The following is a 26,468-nucleotide window of genomic DNA, read 5'->3' on the forward strand; positions in this document are numbered from 1 at the left end:
AATTATTCCTAAACAGCAAGTCATTATTGATTCCCTAATAATTGTTCTTCTGGCACATCCCTAAGTACTTTTGCTGGATTTCCTACAACTATTTTAGCCTTTTCTACATCTCTAGTAACTACACTTCCTGCTGCTGCAAAACCATCCTCATTTATAGTTTTCCCTGGCAATATAACCGCACCCGCACCTACTCTTCCACCTTTTTTTATTGTAACTCCCTTAAAGTGATTAAATCTCTCTTTAGATCTAGCAGCATAATTATCATTAGAAGTAATCACACATGGTGCTATAAACACATAATCTTCCACTTCAGAATAAGCTGTTAGATATACATTAGTTTGTATTTTACAGTTTGATCCTACATTACAGAAATTCTCTATGGTTGCTCCTTTTCCTATTATAGTTCTTTCTCCTATAGTCACATCTTCTCTTATAACAGCTAAATCAGCTACCAATGTTTTACTCCCAATTTCACATCCTACATATATTATTGTTCCCGCTCCAATTAAGCATTCATCATTAATTTTGCAAGAAGAAAACTTTTTATCATTTTTAAATATACTATTTACGGCTCTCATTGGTTCTTTTCCTATTACTGTATTATCATCTATTCTAACATTGTTTCCTATAGTAGTCCCTTTATGTATAACTACATTATTTCCTATAATACAATTTTCTCCTATAGTCACACAATCCTCTATAACAGAAAATCTACCTATTTGTACATTAGTACCTAACTTAGCAGTTTGAGATATATAATTCATTTGCATAATTCAACTCCTATTTATCCCTTAATTTTTAAAATTACCACCATAATATATTATCATATTTTGATGGTAATTTAAAAAAATTAGTATTTGTTTTACAAATTATTTATTAATTTTATCTACATTAACCATTTCCATAGTATTAAAGTCTCCCATAGGGAATTTTACAGGAATTCCAGTAAGTCTTGATTTATAAGCTGCAAGTATAATAGACATTCCCTTTTTACCTTCTTCTCCATTAACTAATGGTTCCCTTCCTTCATTTATAGCATCTATTACATCTTTAAATAACGGAGTATGACCAAAACCATAAACTGTATCTGGATCTCCTTCTTGAGCTTTTAATATATCACCCTCATTATCTTTTCCATCAGCAAATCTCCAAGTCTCAATCTTATTTACTGCTAGTCCACCTATGCAAACTGTTCCCTTTTCTCCAAAAACACTTAATGTTTCTTCTAGGTTCTTTGGATATACACAGGCACTTCCTTCAATCATTCCTATGGCTCCATTTTTGAACCTTATCATTATAGCTCCAAAGTCTTCTGCCTCAATGTCTCTTAAGAATGTATCACACTGCGCATATACAGTATCTATTTCTCCACCCATCATCCATTGTAGTAAATCTATATTATGTATACATTGATTCATAAGGGTTCCACCATCTTGCTTCCATGTACCTCTCCATGGTGCCTGCTCATAGTATCCCATATTTCTATTCCAAAGAATTCTTGCAGTTCCGTTCACAAGTCTTCCAAATCTTCCTTCATCCATAGCTTTTCTCAACTGTTGAATTGGCTTATTAAATCTATTTTGATGACTTACACATAATTTAACACCATTTTCTTTAGCACATTTAATCATTGCATCTGCATCTGCAGTTGAAAGAGCCATTGGTTTTTCAACTATAACGTGTTTCTTTTTATTCATGCAATATAAAGCTATTTCTGGATGATATCCACTTTCTGTGGCTATGGTAACTACATCTATATCTTCTTTTTCTAACATTTCTTTATAATCAGTATAGATATTTACATTAAATTCTTTTCCCATTTTAGATATGTATTCATTTTTCTTTTCTTCTGCTTTTTCTCTTACCACATCACAAGTAGCTACAAGTACCGCTTCTTCATTATTATTCATTATAGCTTCCACATGCTTGTAAGATATTCTTCCACAACCTATTATCGCAAATTTATATTTTTTCATATTTATTACACTCCTTTTATATTAAAACTATGATTATCTGTTATTTATTTTATATATTATAAATAAACGCCTTAAATTTCTATAATCTTTATTTCTCTCCTTTTTAATTTTACATGATTTTAAAAATAATTCAACTTTTATTATACAACATACTAGTATTTTATAGTAATAAAATTTTAATTTACAAAAACTTCACATAAACTTTGTTAAATCTAAATTATACTTATAAAAAAAGAGGCTACACATTTGTGCTGCCTCTTTTTTATGATTTTTTATTTAAAAATAAGTCTTATAGCATCTGCTATCTTTTGAGCAATTTTAGTTTCCATAGAAGAATCAGATACTTTTCTAACTTCACTGTCATTGCTCATAAATCCTGCTTCTACTAAAACTGATGGCATTGTAGTATTCTTAGTAACATATAAATTATGATCTTGGCTCCCTCTGCTATTAAAGCCAAGTGAAACTAAATTATTCAATATTTCTTGAGATAACTGTTTGCTTTTAACAGCTGCATCACAAGGCGTCCTATCATACTTTATATCACCTACATCATAGATTCCTGAATTATCTAGCCTAGGTCTATAACTACTATAATGAGTACTTACTCCATTGGCTGATGTTGCATCAGATGAATCATGATGTATACTTATAAATAGGTTTGCTTTTGCATTATTAGCCACTGCAACTCTATTTTCTAAATCTTGTGCAACAGTATTATATGTACTAGGAATATGAGCTCTGGTATAAATTACATTGTAGCCATATGCTTCTAATATTTTGCCTAATTTAAGAGTAAGTCTTTGATTTAAATCAGCTTCTGTAATGCGTCCAGTGTTTGCAGATGAAATCGCTCCTGGATCCTTTCCCCCATGTCCAGCATCTAGGACTATTGTAATTCCTCCCTCTACACTATACTCATCATATCTAAAGTCATCTGCTCCAGAGTTTTTACTTTGCTTATCTCTTACATGCACACCTACTAGATATTTTCCACCTTTACTTGGTGTCCATGTTACTGTGTCTGTTGTACTATAATCTTTTATTCTGCTCCAGCTATTTGTTGATAAGTCTTTTATCCAAAATTGATATAAAACTCCATTGACGCTTATACCTTCTGACTTTATTGTATAGTTCTTTCCCGCTTGTAATATTCTATTACTTACTTTCACTCCATTTAGACTTACTACTAAATTTTCTACTATTCCGTTAGAACCTATTACGGTATACTGGTCATATCTAAAGTCGTCTGCTCCGGAGTTTTTACTGTACTTATCTCTTACATGCACACCCACTAAATATTTCCCACCTTTATTTGGTGTCCATGTTACTGTGTCTGTTGTACTATAATCTTTTATTCTACTCCAACTATTTGTTGATAAGTCTTTTATCCAAAATTGATATAAGACTCCATTGGTACTTATGCCTTGTGACTTTATTGTATATTTTTTTCCTTCATTCAATTTCCCGTTACTTACTTTCACTCCATTTAAACTTACTTCTAAATTTTCTACTATTCCGTTAGAACCTATTACGGTATACTGGTCATATCTAAAGTCATCTGCTCCGGAGTTTTTACTGTACTTATCTCTTACATGCACACCCACTAAATATTTCCCACCTTTATTTGGTGTCCATGTTACTGTGTCTGTTGTACTATAATCTTTTATTCTACTCCAGCTATTTGTTGATAAGTCTTTTATCCAAAATTGATATAAGACTCCATTAGCACTTGTACCTTCTGACTTTATTGTATATTTTTTTCCTTCATTCAATTTTCCATTATTTACTTTTACTCCATTTAAACTTACTTCTAAATTATCCACTACTCCTTTAAAACCAATTACACTATACTCATCATATCTAAAGTCATCTGCTCCGGAGTTTTTACTGTACTTATCTCTTACATGCACACCCACTAAATATTTTCCATCTTTTTTTGGTGTCCATGTTACTGTGTCTGTTGTACTATAATCTTTTATTCTACTCCAACTATTTATCGATAAGTCTTTTATCCAAAATTGATATAAGACTCCATTAGCACTTGTACCTTCTGACTTTATTGTATAGTTTTTTCCTTCATTCAATTTTCCATTATTTACTTTTACTCCATTTAAACTTACTTCTAAATTTTCTACTACTCCTTCAGTTCCTATTACACTATAATTATCGTATCTAAAGTCATCTGCTCCGGAGTTTTTGCTGTACTTATCTCTTACATGCACACCCACTAAATATTTCCCATCTTTTTTTGGTGTCCATGTTACTGTGTCTGTTGTACTATAATCTTTTATTCTACTCCAACTATTTATCGATAAGTCTTTTATCCAAAATTGATATAGTACTCCATTTCCACTTTTGCCTTGTGACTTTATTGTATAGTTCTTTCCTGCTTGTAATGTTCTATTACTTACTTTCACTCCATTTAAACTTACTTCTAAATTTTCTACTACTCCTTTAGAACCAATTACACTATACTCATCATATCTAAAGTCATCTGCTCCGGAGTTTTTACTGTACTTATCTCTTACATGCACACCCACTAAATATTTTCCATCTTTTTTTGGTGTCCATGTTACTGTGTCTGTCGTACTATAATCTTTTATTCTACTCCAACTATTTATCGATAAGTCTTTTATCCAAAATTGATATAGTACTCCATTTCCACTTTTGCCTTGTGACTTTATTGTATAGTTCTTTCCTGCTTGTAATGTTCTATTACTTACTTTCACTCCATTTAAACTTACTTCTAAATTTTCTACTACTCCTTTAGAACCAATTACACTATACTCATCATATCTAAAGTCATCTGCTCCGGAGTTTTTACTGTACTTATCTCTTACATGCACACCCACTAAATATTTTCCATCTTTTTTTGGTGTCCATGTTACTGTGTCTGTCGTACTATAATCTTTTATTCTACTCCAACTATTTATCGATAAGTCTTTTATCCAAAATTGATATAGTACTCCATTTCCACTTTTGCCTTGTGACTTTATTGTATAGTTCTTTCCTGCTTGTAATGTTCTATTACTTACTTTCACTCCATTTAAACTTACTTCTAAATTTTCTACTACTCCTTCAGTTCCTATTACACTATAATTATCGTATCTAAAGTCATCTGCTCCGGAGTTTTTGCTGTACTTATCTCTTACATGCACACCCACTAAATATTTCCCATCTTTTTTTGGTGTCCATGTTACTGTGTCTGTCGTACTATAATCTTTTATTCTACTCCAACTATTTATCGATAAGTCTTTTATCCAAAATTGATATAGTACTCCATTTCCACTTTTGCCTTGTGACTTTATTGTATAGTTCTTTCCTGCTTGTAATGTTCTATTACTTACTTTCACTCCATTTAAACTTACTTCTAAATTTTCTACTACTCCTTCAGTTCCTATTACACTATAATTATCGTATCTAAAGTCATCTGCTCCGGAGTTTTTGCTGTACTTATCTCTTACATGCACACCCACTAAATATTTCCCATCTTTTTTTGGTGTCCATGTAACTGTGTCTGTCGTACTATAATCTTTTATTCTACTCCAACTATTTATCGATAAGTCTTTTATCCAAAATTGATATAGTACTCCATTTCCACTTTTGCCTTGTGACTTTATTGTATAGTTCTTTCCTGCTTGTAATGTTCCATTACTTACCTTTACTCCATTTAGACTTACTTCTAATCCCTGTATTGTAGCCTTACAATCTCCTTCCGGCAATTTAGCAGCACAACTCAACATATCCACTATGCTACTACCATACTGCGGATCTGAAGCCCATCCTCCTGGATAATTTGGGTTGCTTCCTATGGCAAGCCATTCTACATATGGTGCTACACCCTTTTGTACATACTGAAAACGTGGATCTACACATGCTTGCTTTAATGGCTCCTTACTTGCATAAGCCTTTAAATGCTGAATAACACATCTAATGCCTGTCCTCATATCTGGGAAACTACTGCCTGGCTCACCATTTCCTGTTGCTCCTATTCCAGCGAAATTATTTTGTTGTTCCTTCACATCGCCGGTAAACTTTAAAAAATTAGTTTCCTTCATCATCTGTACAAAGGCTATGTCCGGACGAACTCCTTCTACTATTCCCTCTTCCCAAACAGTAGAAATAAAGTCCTCGGCGTATTTCAAATCTTTATTACTATTATACGATTTAAAATACTCTAAGGCCTGATATTTCGTTAACTTAGCCTGTCCCATTATTGAAGTTAAATTATTCGCTTCCACGGCTTTTACATTGAAATTAAATCCCAAAAGTAGGAACATAACCATAACAATAGTGCCAAGTACGTGAAATCTTCTTTTTTTAGTACACATCTAACCCTTCCTTTCTATAAAAATATGATACATATATATTATCGCAAATTTGATATAGAACTTAAAGTAAAATTAAAATTTTATACATAAAAAATGCTATCTTTTAATAATTTATTCATAAATAAAATCATTAAAGATAGCGTCTTTTATAATATATCTTTGTATAAAGTAAATTATCAATCTATTTTTCTACTATAAGTACAAACCTTTTTACCCATAAGTCTAAATACATCATCATTTTCTACATTTTCTTTAACTACCTCTCTAAACTCATCAATATCCTTTTCTAAAGAATTCAAATCTAATTCCATAGGCTTTTCTACAAATATTTTATTATGTTTAGTAGAAGTTAAAGCAACTTCATCCATTAAAAGCTCTTCATACAACTTTTCCCCTGGTCTTAATCCAGTATATTCTATTTTAATATCTTTGTCTGGTTCAAATCCTGATAAAGTTATTAAGTCTCTAGCTAAATCCACCATTTTTACTGGTTTTCCCATATCCAATACAAATATTTCGCCACCCTTAGCCATTCCACCTGCCTGTATAACAAGCTGAGCTGCTTCCGGTATGGTCATAAAGAATCTATTTATTTCAGGATGAGTTACAGTAACAGGCCCTCCACGAGCTATTTGCTTTTTAAATATTGGTATTACAGAACCATTACTTCCTAATACATTTCCAAATCTAACTGCCACATATTCTGTACTGCTAGTCTTATCAAAAGCCTGAATCATCATTTCACAAAATCTTTTAGTAGCTCCCATTATATTGGTAGGATTAACAGCCTTATCGGTACTTATCTGAACAAACTTATTAACTCCAAAATCACTACTGCACTTTACTACATTATAAGTACCTATTATATTATTTTTTATAGCTTCCTTGGGGTTTTTCTCCATAAGTGGTACATGTTTGTGAGCAGCTGCATGAAATACTACATTCGGTCGATACTTCTTAAATATTTCTCTAATTCTTTTTTCATCTCTGATGGATGCTATAATAACATCTAAATCTAACTGAGGATTTACATCTCCTAATTCTCTTTGAATCTCATATGCATTATTTTCGTATATATCTAATATAATTAGCTTTTTAGGTTTAAATTTAACTATTTGCCTGCATAATTCTGAACCTATAGATCCTCCTCCACCAGTTACCATTACTACTTTATCTTTTATATACTTATCTATATCAGTATTGTCTAACTTAACAGGCTCTCTTCCAAGCAAGTCCTCTATATTTACATCCCTAAGTTTACTTATACTTACAGTTTCATCTATTATTTCATATATACCAGGTATAGTTCTTAATTTACACTTAGTTACTTTACATATAGATAGTATGTCTGTTTTAGTTTCTAAATCCGCTGATGGCATTGCCATTATTATCTCTTCAACTTCATTTTCTTTGCATATTCTTGGAATATCTCTTCTTCCGCCTAAAACCCTAACCCTGTGAATTACCTTTCCATGTTTAGTTTTATCGTCATCTACAAAGCCCACCACATTATAATTAAATTCTTTATGCTTTCTTATTTCTTTTAAAAGCATAACTCCAGCATCTCCAGCACCTATTATTAAAACTCTCTTTTTACCTTCACAATTACCTTTATACTCACTATTGTTCTCAACCATTCTGTATATAAATCTTATTCCTCCTAAAGACACTACAGATAAAATCCAAAATATTATGTGCACGGTAAATGGAAACCTAAAGTAAGCATTTTCAAATAATTTATATGTTATAAAATAGCTGTATATTATAAAAACTACGTTAGATAAAGAAACTGAATATATTATAGAAATAAGTTCTTCAATAGAAGCATATCTCCAAAGCTTATTATAAAGTTTAAAAATACTATTAAGTATAATGGTTATTGCTGTTACTGGTATTACTGAGTACCAAAAGAAAGTCATATATTCTGGTGAAATCTTAAAATCAAGCCTAAGTAATAATGCTAAATATAATGACGCCACAATGAGTATTATATCGTACATTATGAAACTTCTATATTTTCTCATGAATTCACATCCTCTTCATTTATCTTATATAAATCTTTATGGTCTTACGCTTAAATTTTACACCATTTTAGAAATAATTCAACTTTAATTATAGTGTCTAAATGTCATATATACAAACTTTATTATTAAATAGCTAAAAATTTTACAATTAATTCATGTTTATCTATGTACTTAAAATTATTAATTGTTATCTATAATTTAAATAGTTATAATTTAAATTATAATAATACATAAAAAGATACCTACTCCTTAAGCATCTAACTGGACACTTATGAAGTAGATATTTAAAGATTTAGTAGTCACTTCCCAACATTATATTACTATATCCACTAGTTATTATCTAATTTACCCTTATCTTCATCTCCTCAATACACTTCAATATATTAATTTTCAAAACCATTTTAGTTTCATTATCTATATATATTTCAGTACCATGAGGAATCAATATGCTGACTGCTGCTCCAAATTTTCTTAAAAGTATAATATCATAATCTTCCTTTTCGATATTATTATAATTATCTTTTAATGTTTGCAAAACACCCTTACCTTCTTCTATGCTCACCTCGCCAGATTTAATAAACTTCTCTAATATATACATGTGTAAAATTTTTTCAAAAGAAAGAGTAAGACCCAAAGGATATAGCTGACTATATATATTCATGGTCATTTCTGTAACTAAATTTCTTCTCAAAACTTCATCTTTACTAAAAGAAATGTCCTGTAGATTAGGCGTAAATATGTTAGCAATTTCATCTAGAGATAAATCGTCCTTCATATTCTTTATTACATCAATTCTATCTAGTATTTTATCTTTAGGAAAGAATGTTTCCTGCCCTGTAAAAGATGATTTTTTAATAAACCATTCTTCTGGAATTAGTTTCTTTCGCTTCCATCTATATAATTGTCCATAGGATATACCCGTTAAATCTAAAAGTTCCTTTTTAGAAATCAAATCCTCTTCCATATTATAATTACCTCCTTCCTCCTACAGTACACACATATTACAATACCTAATCATTAGCCACCAGGCTCCAGTTACTAAGCTCTAATCATCAGGCTTTAGTCTTCAATCACTGAGACCTATTCACAATTCTCTAGCCCTCTAGCCCCTGGCCAACTAACACACTAATTTAGTGTGTTCCTAAAATTCCCTTATCTCTACATTTTCTATCTATTCTTAAGAATATCCAATTTCCTACAATACAACACACTAACATAGACACAATAAGTATTATAAATTCTATTTTTAAAGAAAACAATGGTTTTTGATTTATTAGTATAACTCTGTTACTGTCATACATATAAGTAAGTGGTATAGCTAGTGATATAGCCATAAATGCCTTTGGAAGTACTTTTATAGGAAAAAAGCTTCCTGACATAGCATTGATTATACTACTGCTTAAATCTATTATTGGATTTGCATTTTTAGCTATTAAAACTAATCCCGCTATGGCAACGCCTATGCCCATAAGACCAATGACTCCTGGTATTATAAATGCTATAGCTTTTAAAACATCTCCCGTTACTCTAAATCCAAAAGCAAAATGACATATAACTCCTGTAATAATAATCTCTATAGTTGTTATAAGTAATCTAGACAAGTTTTTGCTTATTAAAAGGCTTATTCTGCTGGCAGGAGATGACCAATTTGACTCCAAAACCCCCTGCTGCATCTCTTCTTTAAGAGAAAATCCAATGGACCAAAATACCGTTTGCACATAACTCATTACCATATAACCTACCACTAAAAATCCCATAAAATCCGAATTACCAGTGTACTTAGTAAATCCACTCATCTCTCCATTTATGGAAAAACTTTTCCCCATGAAATAAAATGGTGTAAGCCATATTATTGGGTCAAAAAAACTAAATATAACATTAATAGGATATCTAAAATATATTTTCATACTTATTATAAATCTTGCTCTGTAAACATATAGTTTTCTCAATAATTTTTCCTTCAACTAATTCACCCCCTAGAATCTTCCTAAAGCCCCTTGATTTTTTACTCTCTTTTCTGTATATAAAAAAGCAAGTCTTCCTACTACAAAAATGGCTACTCCTAAAATTAAACACATTATTATATTAAAAGAAGCTGCCTTTAAAGTCTCTCCGTTTACCATCAGTTGTCTTGCTGCTATTATTCCATAAGTAAATGGTATGCATTTAGATATACTCTGCATCCATAAAGGAGTTATTGCTATTGGAAAGGTTATTCCGCAAAGCATCATTATAAGCCCTCTTACAAACTGTACTGCAGTATTAGTTTCCTTTGCCCATAGAACTAAACTAGCAAATAGGCAACCTAGCCCATATATGCCTGGAATCATTATTAAAAATATTAAAAGCCAATATGAAACATTTCCTGTGAAGTGAACTCTGTATATAAATCTATACTCTAAAACAGAAATTACATTTACTGTAAGAGCCTCAAGCATAGATACGAGACCTGCTCCTACTAAATAATCAAATTTATTTATAGGACAAAGCCAGTTAGACTCCAAGGTACCTCTCATCTGTTCCTCTCTTAGAAAAGTTCCAAACCCCCACATAGTTGAATTTACCCACATCCACAGCATAGTTCCAACCACAATATATCCAACATAATTCGGTGTTCCAGTTACAGCGCTAAAGGCTTTTAGTCCTGATCTATCCGGTCCTGAAAACCCAATAGCACTTAAAATATACATAGAAGGAAAAATTAATGGCCATATTATTATTTGTATAATCCAAGTAGGATATCTCATTATTAAAGTAAATTCTTTTCTAAAAACCGTACCAATAGTTCTAAACCTATTCATTTAATTCGCCCCCTAATCCCTCAAGCTCTTTCCTGTTAAGTGTATGAATACATCCTCCAGTGAAGGTTCCTTCACATTCATGCTGAGTATTTTTTTATTATTGTTTGAAACACAATCTATTATCTTTTGAATAACCACATCTCCATCCATATGATGAATGTTCAAAATGTACCTTCTTCCAGCTTCGTCATATTTACTCACTACATTTTGAATATCTTTTATTCCTTTTATTTCATCTAAAAGTTTTTTATCAGAACCATCCACTTCTACATTTAAAGTCTTTACTTCATTTAGCTTTCTTTTTAGATTTTCGGGGGTATCCAGTGCTATTATTTTCCCTCCATCTATTATTGCTATTCTATCACTTAAAAAATCTGCTTCTTCCATGTAATGAGTAGTCAAAAGCACAGTTCTTCCTTCATTTTTTATCTCTAAAATTATTTCTCTTAAATTAATAGCTGCTTGAGGATCTAACCCTAAGGTTGGTTCATCTAGTAAAACCACTGGTGCATTAGGTATCAAGGCTTTACCTAATGCCACTTTTTGTTTCATACCTGTAGAATATTTCTCCACCAATTCATCTGCTTTATCTGTAAGCCCCAATCTATCTAATACCTTTTGGGTTCTTTCTTTAGCTTCTTTTTTATTGCATCCATACAAAGCTGCAAAATATTCTAAATTCTCCCTAGCACTTAATTTCCAGTATATACTTCTATCCCCTGCCAGTACTGTTCCTATATTGCTTAAAGCTTCCATGGGATTTTTGTCTACGTCTTTTCCCATAACTGTAACGCTGCCACTTGTTGGCCTTAAAAGGCCTGTTATCATTTTTATAGTTGTAGTTTTTCCCGCTCCATTAGGTCCTAAAAGTCCAAAAACTTCCCCCTTATTTATATGAAAACTTACATCATCCACTGCTTTAAATTCTTTTTTATCAGTTTTTTTAAATAATTTCTTTTTTTCACTGATAAAATACTTTTTTAAGTTTTTAACCTCTACTGCTACTTCTTTATTCATTTTAAAAGCCCCCCTTTTTTAATTTAAAATTTAGAATGTAAAATTTAAATTTAATATTGAAATTCCTAGGGAATCCCTTAAATTTATATTAAAATTTTTTAACTTTACATTTTTATTTTATAACTGCAAAAGTTGAATATTTAAATTATATGTTATGATTATCCCACAAAAAGCATTACATTACCTGAATTATGAAATTTCTCTGGAATGACTTGCATAAGAAGCAAAGGAACTATTTAAATTTAATTTTAGAAATTCTTCTTTTAGACAGATAAAATTATCGTAAGCCTGGCAAGGACGCCAGGCTAGCGAACCTGAGGCAGGACGCTGAATGTGAGCGTTAGATAATTTTATATGGCTAAAAGATTAGAATTTCTTAAATTAAATTTATTGTTCCTAGCTCTTATGCAAGTCATGGAGGAGAAATTGCATAATTCTATCACATTATACCTTTTTGTGGTTTAATTATGTTATTTGATATTTAAATTATATTTGCTTTGTTACACCCACTTTTGATTCATTTGACATATTGAAGCTCCCACTGTATTCAACATTTTCTATATTGCATCCTGGTCCTAGTACTATATTTTTGCCTCTTACAGTTTCAGCATGAGTGTATTCAAGGTATATTTCATCACCCTCTATTAGTTCACATTGTAATTTAGTTATAGAATTATTAAAGGACATTTTAAAAAATCTTCCAAATCCTATTTCATCATTTTTCCTCACATCTATCTTTTCTCCACCTACTTCTCCCACTTCATTTTTTCCCTTTAATTTTATATTTATTTCTCCGGCATTAAGCATGCCATCTATTTCAAAAACCCCATTAGAATTAAATATTTCAGCCTCGCAATTACCACCTATTTCTACCGCTCCTGAAACTTTTATTTCTTCTGAATACACATTGCCATCTACATCTATGGCACCAGCTATCTTTAACTCTTTACAATTTATATCTCCCTTTATATCTGCAGCACCACTGACACTTATATAATCACCTTTAACATTTCCATCTATATCTGCAGCACCAGCAACCTTTATATTTTCCCCATCTACATTTCCATTTATATCTCCTGACCCCATTACCTTTAGTTCTTTACACTTCAAATCACCATTTATGTCTCCAGAACCAAGTATCTTAACTTGATTATATTCTCCACCTGAACTCTCTCCTGAACCAAGTATTTTTACATCTCCTAATTTATTTTCCACGCTAAAACCTCCTATATAATCTCTTAAAATTTGTTAGTTTATATTGTTTAATAATATTTTATTCGTCCAACGTAACATTGTTACGCTACAGGAATAAAAAAATATCACTTTAACCAAAATAGAATAAATAATTTCCTTATATTCAATCTCTAATCTCTATTTTCTAAACGCCTTTGCTTGAATAGCATTTCCAATGTCATATACTATTGGCTTTTAATCAAAACTAAAGTCTCTTACCATTTGCTATCTTTTCTCTATACTTTATTGTTTATTTTTCAAATTATTCCTTATGACAATTTCATTGTAACATAACATTGTTTCATTGTAAATACATTTACAATTATTTTTTTAAATCTATATATAATTAAAAAAATAATATGATTAATCCCCAGTGATTAATTTCTCATCTCCATACTTATTTGGAAATTTGAGATTATTCTCTGGGGATTAATAATTTGTATTTTAAAATCAAAATTTGGTGATTAAAGACTTGGGGTTAGGTATTATAAATTATGCTTTTTTCTATTTCTTTAACTATTTCATCTTCTGGATCTATTTCCTTAGCAAGCTTCAAATGGACTTTTGCCTGTTCCAAATCATTAATATTTAAATAGCACATAATTAAATTTGTACATATTTCTACAGAACCCGTAAAACTAAAAGCATCTCTAAAATATGCTATAGCCTTCTCATATTGCCCTATAGAAGCATAATTAAGACCCATTTCATTTATTATTTCTACAGCCTTATTATCTATTGCTAATGCATCATTTAAATAATATATAGCCTTGTCATGATTTTTCATATTTCTATAAGCTACTGCAACATAATAATATATTTCAGCTTTATCTCCTAGAGGCTGCATAAGTGGAATTAACAATTTTAATGCTTCCTCAGGTTCTTCACTTACTAAATCTTTACCTTTGTCATATTGATTTATTATGCTTAAAGATTCTTTAAATGTACTAATTTCCTTGCTCTCATCTCCACCTTTAGCTAAATATGTGTTTATACAGTAATATGCCTTTTGGAAATCTTCCTGTTCTTTTAATATAAGAGCTTCGTATAAATATGGTTCTGGAAAATCTTCATACAGTTCTTTACACTGTACTATTAAATTTAATTCCTCTTCCACATAAAGTTTACTGCTTTCCCTTAGCTTATCACAAAGTAATAAGAGTTTTGAAAAGTTGCCCTTGCTTTTTTCTATAATGCAAAGTCCCTTTAACATTATATATCCTTCTTCATAATTATTCTTTTTAATTTCTTTTGCAATTTTAGATTTTATATATTTTTCTCCATCTTTAGTGTTCAAAAGCATCTTTTCATAATACTTATTAAACTTAAAAGTAGAATCTGCTCCTAAAACATAAAACATTCCCTCTATAAAGAAACTCATGGGCATAACATCTAAAGCCTTAGTTTCTTTTATCTCTTTAGCTAAGTTTTCTGTTCCCACAGGCATGTATATGTCCTCTTTTAAATCCACATTAAAAAGTTCCTTAAGCCTTTCTCTTTTTATATTTAAAAATAGTAATTTAGATAATTTCTCTGCATAATGAGCTTTTAAATCCACTAAAATTCACCTCCAAGATTTTTTACACATCTAATATTAATTTAAAGTGCTTGTATTGTAAAGTATTCATTTTTATTATACCGTAATTGTAAATAACTACAATTATATAAAGATAAAGGGTGAAAACTCACCCCTTACATAAATCTATTAATTTTAGCTTATTAATTTTATAAATCAATTTGCCACATAAGTTTTAAACTCTATATTATTGTTTTAATTTAAAATGTAGAATTTAAAATAAATATTTAAACTCCCAATTTATTCAATTTATTAAAATAAATAATATTATTTTAGTCTATCAAACTCATTACCTGCTCTTTAAATTTAATCATTTTACCTTTACAGTTTTCACTGCTATCTCCTACTACTGATAGATATATTTTTATTTTTGGCTCTGTACCTGAAGGTCTGACTACAAAACAAGAATTATCCTCTAGTATAAATTTTAATACATTAGACTTAGGAAGATGTATTTCTTCTTCATTTATTTTTACTAAATCTTTTTGTATTCCTAATTTGTAGTCAAACTTCTTGATTATTTTAATCTCATTCAAATGAGCTTTCATGGAGTGTCTCAAATGCTCCATAAGCTTCTCTATCTTTTCCTGACCTTCTTTTCCTTTAAGTGTGATAGAGACCAATTCTTCTTTATAGAATCCATATTTATTGTATAATTTCTGAAGTGCATCATACAATGTCATACCTTTTGATTTATAGTAAAGGGCCATTTCACATATAAGCATAGATGTTATAACCGCATCTTTATCCCTTACAAAATCTCCAGTTAGGTATCCATAGCTTTCCTCAAATCCAAAAATATACTTTTTATCTCCTTTTTCTTCAAACTCCTTCATTTTTTCCCCTATATACTTAAAACCTGTGAGTACGTCTATAATTTCCACATTGTACTCTCTAGCTATTTTCCTAGCTATTTCTGTAGTTACTATGGTCTTAATCACCACACCATTTTTAGGTAATTTTTGTTCTTCTTTTAAAGAGGATAATATATATTCCATTAATAATGCACCAGTTTGATTTCCTGTTAGTACCTTATACTGTCCTTCTTTATTTTTAACTACTACGCCAATTCTGTCACAATCTGGATCAGTTCCAAAAATAAGATCTGGCTCTATTTCCTCTGCCATTTTAAGAGCTATGTCAAAAACTCTTGGGTCCTCTGGGTTAGGATAATCCACTGTAGGGAAATTGCCATCTGGCTTTTCTTGCTCTTTAACAGTGTAGACCTTTTCATAACCCAATTCCTTTAAAACTCTTCTTACTGGTTTATTACCAGAACCATGAATAGGTGTGTATATTATCTTTAATTCATCAGCCTTTTCTTTTATTAAATCTTTTCTTATGGATAAATCCTTAACTTTTTCCATATACACATTGTCTACTTCTTCCCCTATTACAGAAAGAAGTCCTTCTTCTTTAGCTTTTTCTATTTCCATAAATTTAATTTCATTAAAATCTTTAATTCTACTTATTTCTGATATTATTACATCTGCTGTACTATCTGTTATTTGTCCACCATCTTCTCCATAGACCTTATATCCATTATATTCTTTAGGATTATGAGAAGCTGTTATTACTATGCCTGCACTACTTTTTAAATGTCTTACGGTAAAAGATAGCATTGGAGTAGGTCTTAGACTTTCAAATAAATTCACCTTTATTCCTTTGGCACACAATACCATAGCTGCAGCTTCTGCAAACTCTCTTGATTTATTTCTAGAATCATAGGCTATACTTACTGACGCATCAGTTCCAATTTTGTTTATTAAATATCTACCTAAACCTTCTGTAGCTTTGCCTACAGTATAGATATTCATTCTATTGCTGCCAGCACCTATTATTCCTCTAAGACCTCCTGTACCAAATTGAAGATCTTTATAAAATCTATCCTCTATTTCTTTGTCATCCTTTATATTTTTTAGTTCTTTTTTAGTTTCTTTATCTATAAAATTGGAGTTTATCCACAACTGATATTTTTCATTGTATGTCATTTTTATCCCCCTTGTAATATTATTATTTTTTGCTTTAAAATAATCTTACTAGTATATAATATTACAAAAAAGAGGAATAATCAATTTGATTATTCCTCTTTTACTTCTAGTTCATAATTTTCTTCATTTTCCATATTTATTTCTTCGTTTTTAGCATAGGTAACGCTCAATATAACAGTGTCCGGATCTTCTATCATAGATATTTCCTTTGCCATTTCCACATCGCCCATTCTTACTACATTTCCAACTTTTAATCCTTTTAAATCAATATGGATACTCTTAGGCAATTCTTCAGCATTACACTGAACTTTAATACTATTTTTCTCCTTTTGCAATATACCGCCATTTTTGAATACTAATTTTTCATTATGGAAAACTATAGGCACATCTGACTGTACGATAGAATTTTTCTTAACCTCCTGTAAATCCACGTGTATTATTTCATGATTTACAGCATCCCTTTGAACTTCCTTAATAAGAGCTTTTACTTTACTTCCTTCTACATCCAAGTCTATAATTCCATGCTCCCCTACTCCATTTATTTCTCTTTTTAGTTCTAGTTCCCCCACTTCAAACATATAATTTCCTAATGTTTTTCCATAAAGAACTCCTGGAACTAATCCCATTCTTCTTTTCTTTTTAGCTGAATTAGAAGTTTTATTTTGTCTTTTACTTAATACTAAACTTTCCATTTTTATCCCTCCCATTTATGTATTATTAACAGAATTCATGAATAATATTCCCTTCATATGTAATACTAATGTTAATGTATATACCCATTTAGAATTCAATTTATTTACTCCACTTTTCCCGTTGATAATAAACACTCTTCTCGCTTTTAGAAAAACATAAAAATTATTTAAAATAAATTTAATTTTTTATTGCATTCTATTTCCATTTAACTTATAATGATATTGTTTTAAACGAACTAGATAATATTTCTAAGGAAGTTCGCGGATTTTTAAGAAAGAAGGTGTTAATTAAGGTGTATAAATTAAATCAAAAGGAAACTCCTTTATTTGATGCATTAATGGAATATGTGGATAGAGACACTTTACCCTTTCACGTACCTGGTCATAAAAAGGGAGTGGGAATGGATGAAACTTTTAAAAACTTCATAGGTGAAAATCCTTTTAAAATTGATGTTACAGTTTTTAAGTTAGTTGATAGCCTACATCATCCTAACGGACCTATAAAAAGAGCTCAGGAACTAGCTGCAGATGCATATGGATCTAATGCTGCATTTTTTTCAATTCATGGCACATCAGGTGCCATACAAGCTATGATACTTTCAGTAGTGGGAGCTAGAGATAAGATTATTATTCCTAGAAATGTTCATAAATCAGTTACTGCTGGAATAATATTAAGCGGCGCTCACCCTGTTTACATGCAACCTGAAATCGATAAAAACTTAGGCATAGCTCATGGTGTATCACCAGAAACAGTGCAAAAGGCTCTTAAAGAAAATCCTGATGCAAAGGCAGTTTTGATAATTAACCCTACTTATTATGGAGTAGCTACAAATATAAAGAAAATAAGTGACATAGTTCACAATTATGATATTCCTCTTATAGTAGATGAAGCTCATGGTCCACATTTAGGATTTAACGATAAATTACCAATTTCTGCAATAGATGCAGGAGCTGACATGTGTGCCCAAAGCACTCATAAAATAATAGGTGCATTAACACAATGCTCCTTACTACATGTTAATTCAAATAGAATAGATACTAGAAGAGTTCAACAAGTATTGAATTTACTTCATACTACATCACCTTCTTATATTCTTATGGCATCTCTTGATTGTGCTAGAAGGCAAATAGCTTTAAACGGAAAAGAGCTTTTAGACAAGACAATTAATTTGTCAAACTATGTAAGAAATGAAATAAATAAAATTCCCGGTTTTAAATGCTTTGGAGAAGAAATTCTAGGAACTCCTGGAGCTTATGCCTTTGATCCAACTAAAATAACTATAACATGTAAGGATTTAGGCATTACGGGATACCAATTAGATACAATACTTGCTGATAAATATCATATTCAAATGGAATTATCAGATTTCTATAATACCTTAGCTGTTGGTTCTTTTGGAGATACAAAGGAAGGCATGGATAGACTTCTAAGTGCTCTTAATGAAATAAGTAAAGAGTACTACGGAAAAAGTGATAGAAAAATTGATTTTCTAGATATACCTGCTATTCCTGAACAAGTATTAATTCCTAGGGAAGCCTTTAACAGTGAAAAAACTTGTGTACCTATTAATGAAAGCATTGGAAAAATAAGCGGAGAATTTCTTCTTGCTTATCCTCCTGGAATACCAGTTTTATGTCCTGGTGAAAGAATCACTAAAGAAGTGGTTGACTATGTATCCCAGTTAAAAGAAGCTGGCCTTTACGTACAGGGAACAGAAGATCCTAACGTTGAGTACATTAAAGTAGTTGAAAAAGAAGACGCTGTATTTATAAATGTAGAATAATCAATTTATTTAGAAGGGTACGTCGCATTAAGAAATTTATATACAATATATTGTTTTGCAAGTTTAAAGTTAACACAATATGTTGTAGGATTTATTCTTAGTGCGACAGCCCCTTTATATATTTCTTATGAAAGTTATAAGATTATTTATATTATTATTTTCGGCCTCTTTTAAAAATCTAGTATAGTCCTTTTCATTCATATCTAATATTCTGCTATATGTACGTAATACTTTTTCAAAATATCCCATAACATAATTAGCTTTAATAAGTGCACCTATATTTTTAGTTCTAAAGGTTGCAGCATATAATCTTCTTGTCTTTTCAGCCTTTTTCTTCAATTTACCATAATACTGTCCTCCTGGATATATAGCCTTAACTTTCTTAAAATTTAGCATTAAAGCTTCCTTATATACAGTGTAAATCTTTTCTAAACATTCATCATTGAATACTTTTTCTTCTTTTTTCATTTGCTCTACAATATTTATTACTTCTTTCAGCTTTTCATTATTTTTTCTTCTAAGTTCTGGTACTTTTTTAACTATAGGCAGTACTTCTTCTACAGCTTCTTTCTCTTCCTTTTTTTTATATCTATCTTGTAAAATTTCAAGTCCAAATTCGGCCTCTAAATAATCATTATTATCCTTAACTATATCCATTTCATTTTGAACTGTTTTATATATACTTATTCTATTTTCTTTATCAAAGAATATTTCGTAATAATAAAATAGTTTAACAAGCTCTCTTTGTACCTGTTTTTTATCCAAAACTTGCTCTCTTTCATTTATAAATATAAATTCACTTTCTCTACCCTTTACATGATGCATAAATCCCTTACTAAAAATCACTTTTCTATATAAACTACCAAAACACTCAACTGGCTCAGATATCTTTACATTTTCTCCCTTTTTAACATAAGAATTTAGTTTTTCTAATATTTCTGCTGATGCTTCATTGTACATTAACTACCCCTCCTCGTTATATTTACTATTATAACAAAAAAATGAAGTTCAACCTATACAATATAGGATTTTTACAATGATATTTTATGAAACAATCTAAAACATCTGAATTTTACATAAATATAACCTCATGCTTTCACATGAGGCTTAAATTAAATTCCTTTAGGTACATGAAAAGAAATAACAATTCAAAGATTCTAGTATATTTTGTGTCAGACAAGGAAGCAGGCTCCGCCTTTGGTAATAACTATCGGCGGGTTCTGCTAACGCAGTATGACGCAAGATAGACTAGCATACTGACTTATTATTTATTTGAATGTGCCTTGGTATATAATAATCACCTAAGTATTAACATATCTATGTGATTGTCAATTTTAGCTAATTATTCCTCTATATAATCTGGGAATAAACTATCCATTTTTTGTGGTGGATAGAAGTCTGGTACATCTCTATTCATAAATTCTATACATGGATCTTGCTCTCCAGGGCATTCATCAGGTATTGGGCAATATCCAAAGCATGGAATTAATAGTTGTACTAAAAGTTCACATTTAACTATTATAAATAATCCTAAAGTTATGCATAAAAATACTTTATCTGGATCTGGCTCTGGATAATCTACCTTAATTAATTCTGATCTCAAGCAATCAGCAATCACTTCAAGTTTTATCATCCTTTCATCTGCATCTTCTATTTCCGGATTACATAAATTACCTTTGCTAATTGAAACCTCTGCTATTGGGTCTGGACAATAGAATTTTGGAACTGTTATTGTTTGATTTACTGTATATTCTAATGTTCTAGGCTCACATGTAGTTCCAGTATCAACTAATACATCTACTTTAAAAGTTACTGTAAAATTAACAGTTACTCTTTTGTATCCTTCTTCGCCTTTTACACAGGATTTTGATACAGAAGTAATATCTACATCAAAATTACGACAACAGCCTATCTTTTTAACTTGGCTTGGGTCAGTCACTCCAGTTAATTCCTTACACAATTCTAAGTTTAAATTTCCCATTTCATCAACCGGTTTAAGACATCTTTTTATTAAGCATTGGTCAAAAATTTTAGGTACTTGGATACAACATAATTCATCAGGGTCTGGTAAACATCCCTGTTTATTTACAAAACCAGGGCGTGGAATAAAATCCTTAGGATTAATTGCCATAAAATAGCCTCCTTCTCTATATTAAAATAATATTGTTTTCTCAATATATATTATGCAGACAAATGTTAAGTGTGCTTCTATATAACAGTCATTCACTTAATGCTAGATTAATTTTTTTAAATACTTTATGATTATCCCACAAAAAGCATTACATTACCTGAATTATGAAATTTCTCCTCCATGACTTGCATAAGAGCTCGGAACAATAAATTTATTTGTATAAGCTTATTTAAAGAATATATAATTAAATCCATTAATATATTTTATATGAGGGGGGAAGGCATATGAGTCTATATATTTTAAAAGATATTTCAGATACTCTTTGGAAATTTTATATTGATGAAGATAAATTTCTTATTTGCGATAATTATTACGAAAAAGTACAAATAGATGAAAATGTTTCGGAATTTCATGTAAATGTAAACTATATCGGAACTATACAGCTCATATACATAACCTATGATGGCCACGTGAAGTATTGCGAATTTAATAAAAAATGGACTACACAAACTCTATACACCCTTTGCAATAAAGGTGATAAAATACAAGAATTAAAAATATACTCATTAAATAATGAACTTCATATATTCTTTATTTTTCTTAAGGGAAGTGAAAAATATAGTGCTGATTTATTACATTACAAGTGGTCTGGAAATAAATTCAATACCAATATCGTAGCTTCTTTAAACTTTGATTATTCATTGTTTAAACATTATGATATAGAAATACTTAATGATGAACTTTATATATTTTTTCTACAAAGTGAAAAAAATCAAACTTCCTTAAGTATGCGCAAATATGAAAAGAATCTATGGGGTAATGCTCAAAAACTATATAGACTTTATGGAAGTGATATTCAATTTTCTACTATTAAAAAAGATAATACATTTCATATTTTAAATTTAACAAAAGAAAATAATATTTATATATTAGAACATGTATCTATAGATGAAAAAGGAAATATGAAAGCCTTTAAGGTTCATGAAAGCAATACTACTATATGCGCTCCTATATTGCTTATTGAAAATAACTCTTTATATACTATGTGGATAGAAGATAATTCTTTAATGTATTCCTCCTTCCATGATAATTGGCATAAGAACAATAATCTTTTTATTGAAAATATAAATGAAATAGAGAAATGTAGATATATATCTGAAGAAAATTCTCATAATAATTTATATGCTAAAGAAATATTTATTTTAAACTCTTCCTTCATAAAATTTTTTTTAGCTGAAGAAACTTTAGTCTATGATCATATAGAAGAAAGAAATTTTGATTTACTACAAAATTGTGATGCAGAAAAAACTATACAAAAACTACTTAAAGAAATTTCCTACGCTAAAATGCTAAACGAAAAATTAGGTAAGAGAATTTCTTTATTAAAAAATAAGTTATATGAAAAAGATGTATCTATAAATAACTTCAATAACTATTTAAATCAAACTATTTCACAAAAAAAAGCCGTAGAAAAAGATTACAATTCATTGCTCCAATCTCAGAATAATTTTATAAATGAGCTAAAAAATATAAAAACTAAATTAAATTTAGAAAAAGACAAAACAGACTCCCTTAAAAACACAATATTAGAGCTTTCTCAAGAAAATAATAAATTAAAAGGAAACTCAATTAAAACAAAAGAATTTGAAAATAAAAATTGCCAATGCAATTGCACGTATCTAAAAGATTTAGAATTTAAGATTAAAGAAAAAGAAAATGAAAATGATACATTAAAAGAAGAACTTGAACGTTTTAAGAATATGAGTTTTTTTGATAAAATTTTTAAAATTAAATAGATAATGCCGCTCTAAAAGGTGCGGCATTATTTTTATATGAAAGTTAATAGAATTATTCATTTGCATATAATCATACTATATTTATTTTTTTGCTTTTCCCTTTTGTATTGGGTTCATTGTCTTGCCTGAAAGTTTTGTACTCTTTTTACTTGAGCCACCTGCTGCTCCATCTACAACAAGTTGTTCTAACCCTACAGAAATTATCTTGCATGTTGAAATAGCTACATAATATCCATTGAGTTCCAAAACAACTATTCCATCGGAAACTGCATATACATATCCATCATAATAATAATTATCAGTATAAATATCTACATACAATCCTCTATAGCTCTCTAACTGTTTTCTAACAGGTGCTTCACAACAACCACAGTAGCCTTTATCTGACTTACATTTATTATCTAAGAATTCTATATCTTCTATAGTTTGCCCTTCTGGTGGTAAACCTATAGATTCAATTTTACAAACTGAAATCTTTTCAACATATCCACTGCCTAGCTCCGGTGTAACAGTTAATATATTGCTTTAAATGAGCAAAAACGCTTACATTATTTTACATTACTTAAGCACACTTATTGTGTGATAATTTAAGAGCATCAAAAATAGTATTTAAACTAACTCCTTTTTTATATTGAGAATACACCCAAGCAATTACTTCTTGTTGGGATTGTTTACGAGCTATTTTTAAACCTTCTCCAAATTTAGAACAATCTGTGCTTATGCCACAAGTACAATAAAGATAAGTCAATTGAGTTAAAATCCAAAATCTCTTTATGGCTTTTTCACCACGAACTTGATAATTATCAAAACCTAATTCCATCTTATTTTGACGGAAAAATACTTCAATTGTCCAACGTTCACGGTATTGAAAAAGTATTTCTTCTGTTGTGAGATTTATATCTGTTGATATAAAAGATTTTAATGCTTTTTCATTATAGAGAGCTTCTTTAGGATAACTAATAAGAATTACAACATTTTTAAAACCATTGATTTTGCCCTCATATCTATAAACATAGTAAGAGTGCTTATTCACTGTTACGAGGTGAAAGTCTTCCTTGTTTATAGTTTTGGCAAAACCATTAATTTTATGATTCATGCGCGAGCATTTTGGGTATATAATTCTATTAGTTTTTAACGCTCCTATATATTCAAAGCCTTTTGCCTTTGCTGTTTTTATAATTATTTCAGCACTATACCAACTATCCCCTAAGACGAAACCTTGGATAGGTGGTTCGGGTAATGAAGATATTATATTTACAGCAATATTAATCTTAGTAAATTTTTTATTGTCTTTATCGACTTTAGTCTTATCATAAAGCGTTAGCTGATAAGGAATTGTAACATCGCCACATTGTAGTAAAGCACCTACAACTTGGTGTCCATAGACTTTTTTATTTTCTAAATGTGATTGATGGAATTGACACTTTTCTATAGGATTTTTAGCCCGTGACGAAGGCTTTGTCTTCTTACAGATAGTATCATCAATAATCACATAAATAGGCTTTCCTGTATCACGAGATAACTGCCAAATTTTATTAACTGCGAACTTTTGTAATGCTCTCAAAATATAATCTTCATTCCATGGGCTTTTGGATAAAAATTGACCTATGGATGTTCTATAAGTACTCTGATAGCAACTTTCAGCTATATGAATAACTTTGCCATCATACCCACGACCTACGGCTGCAAAGATAAATTCACAAATATGTTTTAATTGAGGCAGTGTTAAATATAATGATAATCCAAGTTTAATTATGAAATTGTTAATCTCTTTATTATATGGTATATTATTTTCTGTAGACATTTATATTCATCCTTTGTTTATGTTTTCTGACAGAAATATAATACACTAGGATATTATGAATGTCTATTTTTATTCCATAATTTGTTATGAAATTTGCTCATTTAAAGCAAAATACTAAAGTTACCTACACTTCTTTGTGTGGAATAACTTCTATTAAACCTAATGAAGTGCCTGTTCCTTAATAGTAATAAAACTTAATTCTTCTATAAAACTTTAAATAACTAAAAACTAAAGCTTCTATTTGAAAATTATTCAATATAATTCTCAATAGAAGCTTTAGTTTTTTATTTTTTAATAATTTACATCATGATTATCCCACAAAAAGCATTATATTACCTGAATTATGAAATTTCTCTGGAATGACTTGCATAAGAAGCAAAGGAACTGTTTAAATTTAATTTTAGAAATTCTTCTTTTAGACAGATAAAATTATCGTAAGCCTGGCAAGGACGCCAGGCTAGCGAACCTGAGGCAGGACGCTGAATGTGAGCGTTAGATAATTTTATATGGCTAAAAGATTAGAATTTCTTAAATTAAATTTATTGTTCCTAGCTCTTATGCAAGTCATGGAGGAGAAATTTCATAATTCCACTACATTGTACCTTATTGTGGGATAATCACATCATTAATTAATTCTTAGTTTCACCTTGATATTATATAATAAGAATACCTCAGCGTTGCTAAAGTCTAAAAAACTTATCCATACTCCTGACAACCCTAGTAACTACTATTTAGCCTGGCTTAATCCTATACTCAACGCCTTTTTATTTATATCTACTATTTTAGCTGGAAGACTTTCTTCTAAAACTTTTTCCCAATCCAAATTATCTAGACCCATTACTTTTATTAAAGCTCCTAATAAAATTATATTTTGAGCCTTAATTGTTCCCAATTCTTCTGCCATTTTAGCTGCATTCATTATAACTTTATTTTCTACTGTTTCACTTAATCTTTCTATAACTTTTTCTGGATACTGTTCTTGTCCAATTAATACTGGTACGGGATATATTTCATAATCATTCACTACTACATATCCGCCCTTTTTAAGATATGGAAGCCATCTTGCTGCTTCACTTTTTTCAAAAGCTACTATGGCATCTGCAGTGCCCTTCTCAATAAGTGGTGAATAAACCTTTTCTCCAAATCTTACTTGAGTTGTAACGCTGCCTCCTCTTTGAGCCATCCCATGCACTTCTGACATTTTAACGTCATAACCATTTTTCATAAGTCCTCCTGCTAGCGTTTTTGAAGCCAAAATAGTTCCTTGTCCTCCAACACCAACAAATAAAACACTTTTAATATCTTTCAT

At 30.1% G+C, this 26,468-nt stretch carries 19 protein-coding genes; 2 read left to right on the plus strand and 17 right to left on the minus strand.

Annotated elements, in window-relative coordinates; translation table 11 throughout:
• Positions 1 to 23: 23 nt before the first annotated feature.
• The 12 genes from CC89_RS01915 to CC89_RS01970 all read right to left on the minus strand — a co-directional run bounded on the left by CC89_RS01915 (position 24) and on the right by CC89_RS01970 (position 17,644).
• Positions 24 to 770 carry an acyltransferase gene (locus tag CC89_RS01915; protein WP_035288388.1) on the minus strand — a complete coding sequence of 249 codons (747 nt, stop codon included), beginning with the start codon at positions 768 to 770 and terminating at the stop codon, positions 24 to 26.
• Between the two features lie 99 nt (positions 771 to 869).
• Positions 870 to 1,976, minus strand: coding sequence for a Gfo/Idh/MocA family protein (locus CC89_RS01920; RefSeq protein WP_035288390.1), 1,107 nt, complete (start codon positions 1,974 to 1,976; stop codon positions 870 to 872).
• A 272-nt stretch (positions 1,977 to 2,248) separates the two neighbouring features.
• Complete coding sequence (locus CC89_RS19360) at positions 2,249 to 6,310, minus strand: N-acetylmuramoyl-L-alanine amidase (RefSeq protein WP_051931398.1); 4,062 nt, start codon at positions 6,308 to 6,310, stop codon at positions 2,249 to 2,251.
• Positions 6,311 to 6,486: 176 nt separating this feature from the next.
• Positions 6,487 to 8,334 (minus strand): polysaccharide biosynthesis protein, encoded by a 1,848-nt coding sequence (locus tag CC89_RS01930; protein WP_035288392.1) that lies wholly within the window; start codon positions 8,332 to 8,334, stop codon positions 6,487 to 6,489.
• Between the two features lie 340 nt (positions 8,335 to 8,674).
• The gene (locus CC89_RS01935; RefSeq protein WP_035288394.1) at positions 8,675 to 9,298 is read right to left on the minus strand and encodes a YhbD family protein; all 624 of its coding nucleotides are present in this window, start codon (positions 9,296 to 9,298) and stop codon (positions 8,675 to 8,677) included.
• A gap of 166 nt (positions 9,299 to 9,464) precedes the next feature.
• Positions 9,465 to 10,298 (minus strand): ABC transporter permease, encoded by an 834-nt coding sequence (locus tag CC89_RS01940; protein WP_286161274.1) that lies wholly within the window; start codon positions 10,296 to 10,298, stop codon positions 9,465 to 9,467.
• Positions 10,299 to 10,310: 12 nt separating this feature from the next.
• Positions 10,311 to 11,135 carry an ABC transporter permease gene (locus CC89_RS01945; protein ID WP_035288396.1) on the minus strand — a complete coding sequence of 275 codons (825 nt, stop codon included), beginning with the start codon at positions 11,133 to 11,135 and terminating at the stop codon, positions 10,311 to 10,313.
• 12 nt (positions 11,136 to 11,147) lie between these two features.
• Complete coding sequence (locus tag CC89_RS01950; RefSeq protein WP_035288398.1) at positions 11,148 to 12,152, minus strand: ABC transporter ATP-binding protein; 1,005 nt, start codon at positions 12,150 to 12,152, stop codon at positions 11,148 to 11,150.
• A gap of 486 nt (positions 12,153 to 12,638) precedes the next feature.
• The gene (locus CC89_RS01955) at positions 12,639 to 13,367 is read right to left on the minus strand and encodes a polymer-forming cytoskeletal protein (RefSeq protein WP_035288400.1); all 729 of its coding nucleotides are present in this window, start codon (positions 13,365 to 13,367) and stop codon (positions 12,639 to 12,641) included.
• A 496-nt stretch (positions 13,368 to 13,863) separates the two neighbouring features.
• Entirely contained in the window at positions 13,864 to 14,943 is a 1,080-nt protein-coding gene (locus CC89_RS01960; RefSeq protein WP_035288402.1) for a tetratricopeptide repeat protein, read from the minus strand.
• A gap of 290 nt (positions 14,944 to 15,233) precedes the next feature.
• Positions 15,234 to 16,952 (minus strand): phospho-sugar mutase, encoded by a 1,719-nt coding sequence (locus tag CC89_RS01965; RefSeq protein ID WP_035288404.1) that lies wholly within the window; start codon positions 16,950 to 16,952, stop codon positions 15,234 to 15,236.
• Between the two features lie 89 nt (positions 16,953 to 17,041).
• Positions 17,042 to 17,644, minus strand: coding sequence for a 50S ribosomal protein L25 (locus tag CC89_RS01970; RefSeq protein WP_035288406.1), 603 nt, complete (start codon positions 17,642 to 17,644; stop codon positions 17,042 to 17,044).
• 293 nt (positions 17,645 to 17,937) lie between these two features.
• Between CC89_RS01970 and CC89_RS01975 the strand changes: the two genes are divergently transcribed.
• Positions 17,938 to 19,428 carry an aminotransferase class I/II-fold pyridoxal phosphate-dependent enzyme gene (locus tag CC89_RS01975; RefSeq protein WP_035288408.1) on the plus strand — a complete coding sequence of 497 codons (1,491 nt, stop codon included), beginning with the start codon at positions 17,938 to 17,940 and terminating at the stop codon, positions 19,426 to 19,428.
• Positions 19,429 to 19,542: 114 nt separating this feature from the next.
• Here the strand turns inward: CC89_RS01975 and CC89_RS01980 are convergent, their stop codons facing one another.
• Together CC89_RS01980 and CC89_RS01985 are read right to left on the minus strand one after the other, a co-directional pair.
• Positions 19,543 to 20,388, minus strand: a complete 846-nt coding sequence (locus CC89_RS01980) for a hypothetical protein (RefSeq protein ID WP_035288410.1) — start codon at positions 20,386 to 20,388, stop codon at positions 19,543 to 19,545.
• Between the two features lie 382 nt (positions 20,389 to 20,770).
• Positions 20,771 to 21,559 (minus strand): hypothetical protein, encoded by a 789-nt coding sequence (locus tag CC89_RS01985; protein ID WP_035288412.1) that lies wholly within the window; start codon positions 21,557 to 21,559, stop codon positions 20,771 to 20,773.
• 284 nt (positions 21,560 to 21,843) lie between these two features.
• On the opposite strand from CC89_RS01985, the gene CC89_RS01990 reads away from it, so the two are divergent.
• Entirely contained in the window at positions 21,844 to 23,355 is a 1,512-nt protein-coding gene (locus CC89_RS01990) for a coiled-coil domain-containing protein (protein ID WP_035288414.1), read from the plus strand.
• 81 nt (positions 23,356 to 23,436) lie between these two features.
• Here the strand turns inward: CC89_RS01990 and CC89_RS01995 are convergent, their stop codons facing one another.
• The 3 genes from CC89_RS01995 to CC89_RS02005 form a co-directional block, all read right to left on the minus strand.
• Positions 23,437 to 23,676, minus strand: coding sequence for a hypothetical protein (locus CC89_RS01995; protein WP_035288416.1), 240 nt, complete (start codon positions 23,674 to 23,676; stop codon positions 23,437 to 23,439).
• Between the two features lie 241 nt (positions 23,677 to 23,917).
• Positions 23,918 to 25,159 carry an IS701 family transposase gene (locus tag CC89_RS02000; protein ID WP_035288418.1) on the minus strand — a complete coding sequence of 414 codons (1,242 nt, stop codon included), beginning with the start codon at positions 25,157 to 25,159 and terminating at the stop codon, positions 23,918 to 23,920.
• Between the two features lie 727 nt (positions 25,160 to 25,886).
• Positions 25,887 to 26,468, minus strand: a complete 582-nt coding sequence (locus CC89_RS02005; RefSeq protein WP_035288421.1) for an indolepyruvate oxidoreductase subunit beta — start codon at positions 26,466 to 26,468, stop codon at positions 25,887 to 25,889.

The sequence above is a fragment of the Clostridium sp. KNHs214 genome (assembly GCF_000744935.1).
GTDB lineage: Bacteria > Bacillota > Clostridia > Clostridiales > Clostridiaceae > Haloimpatiens.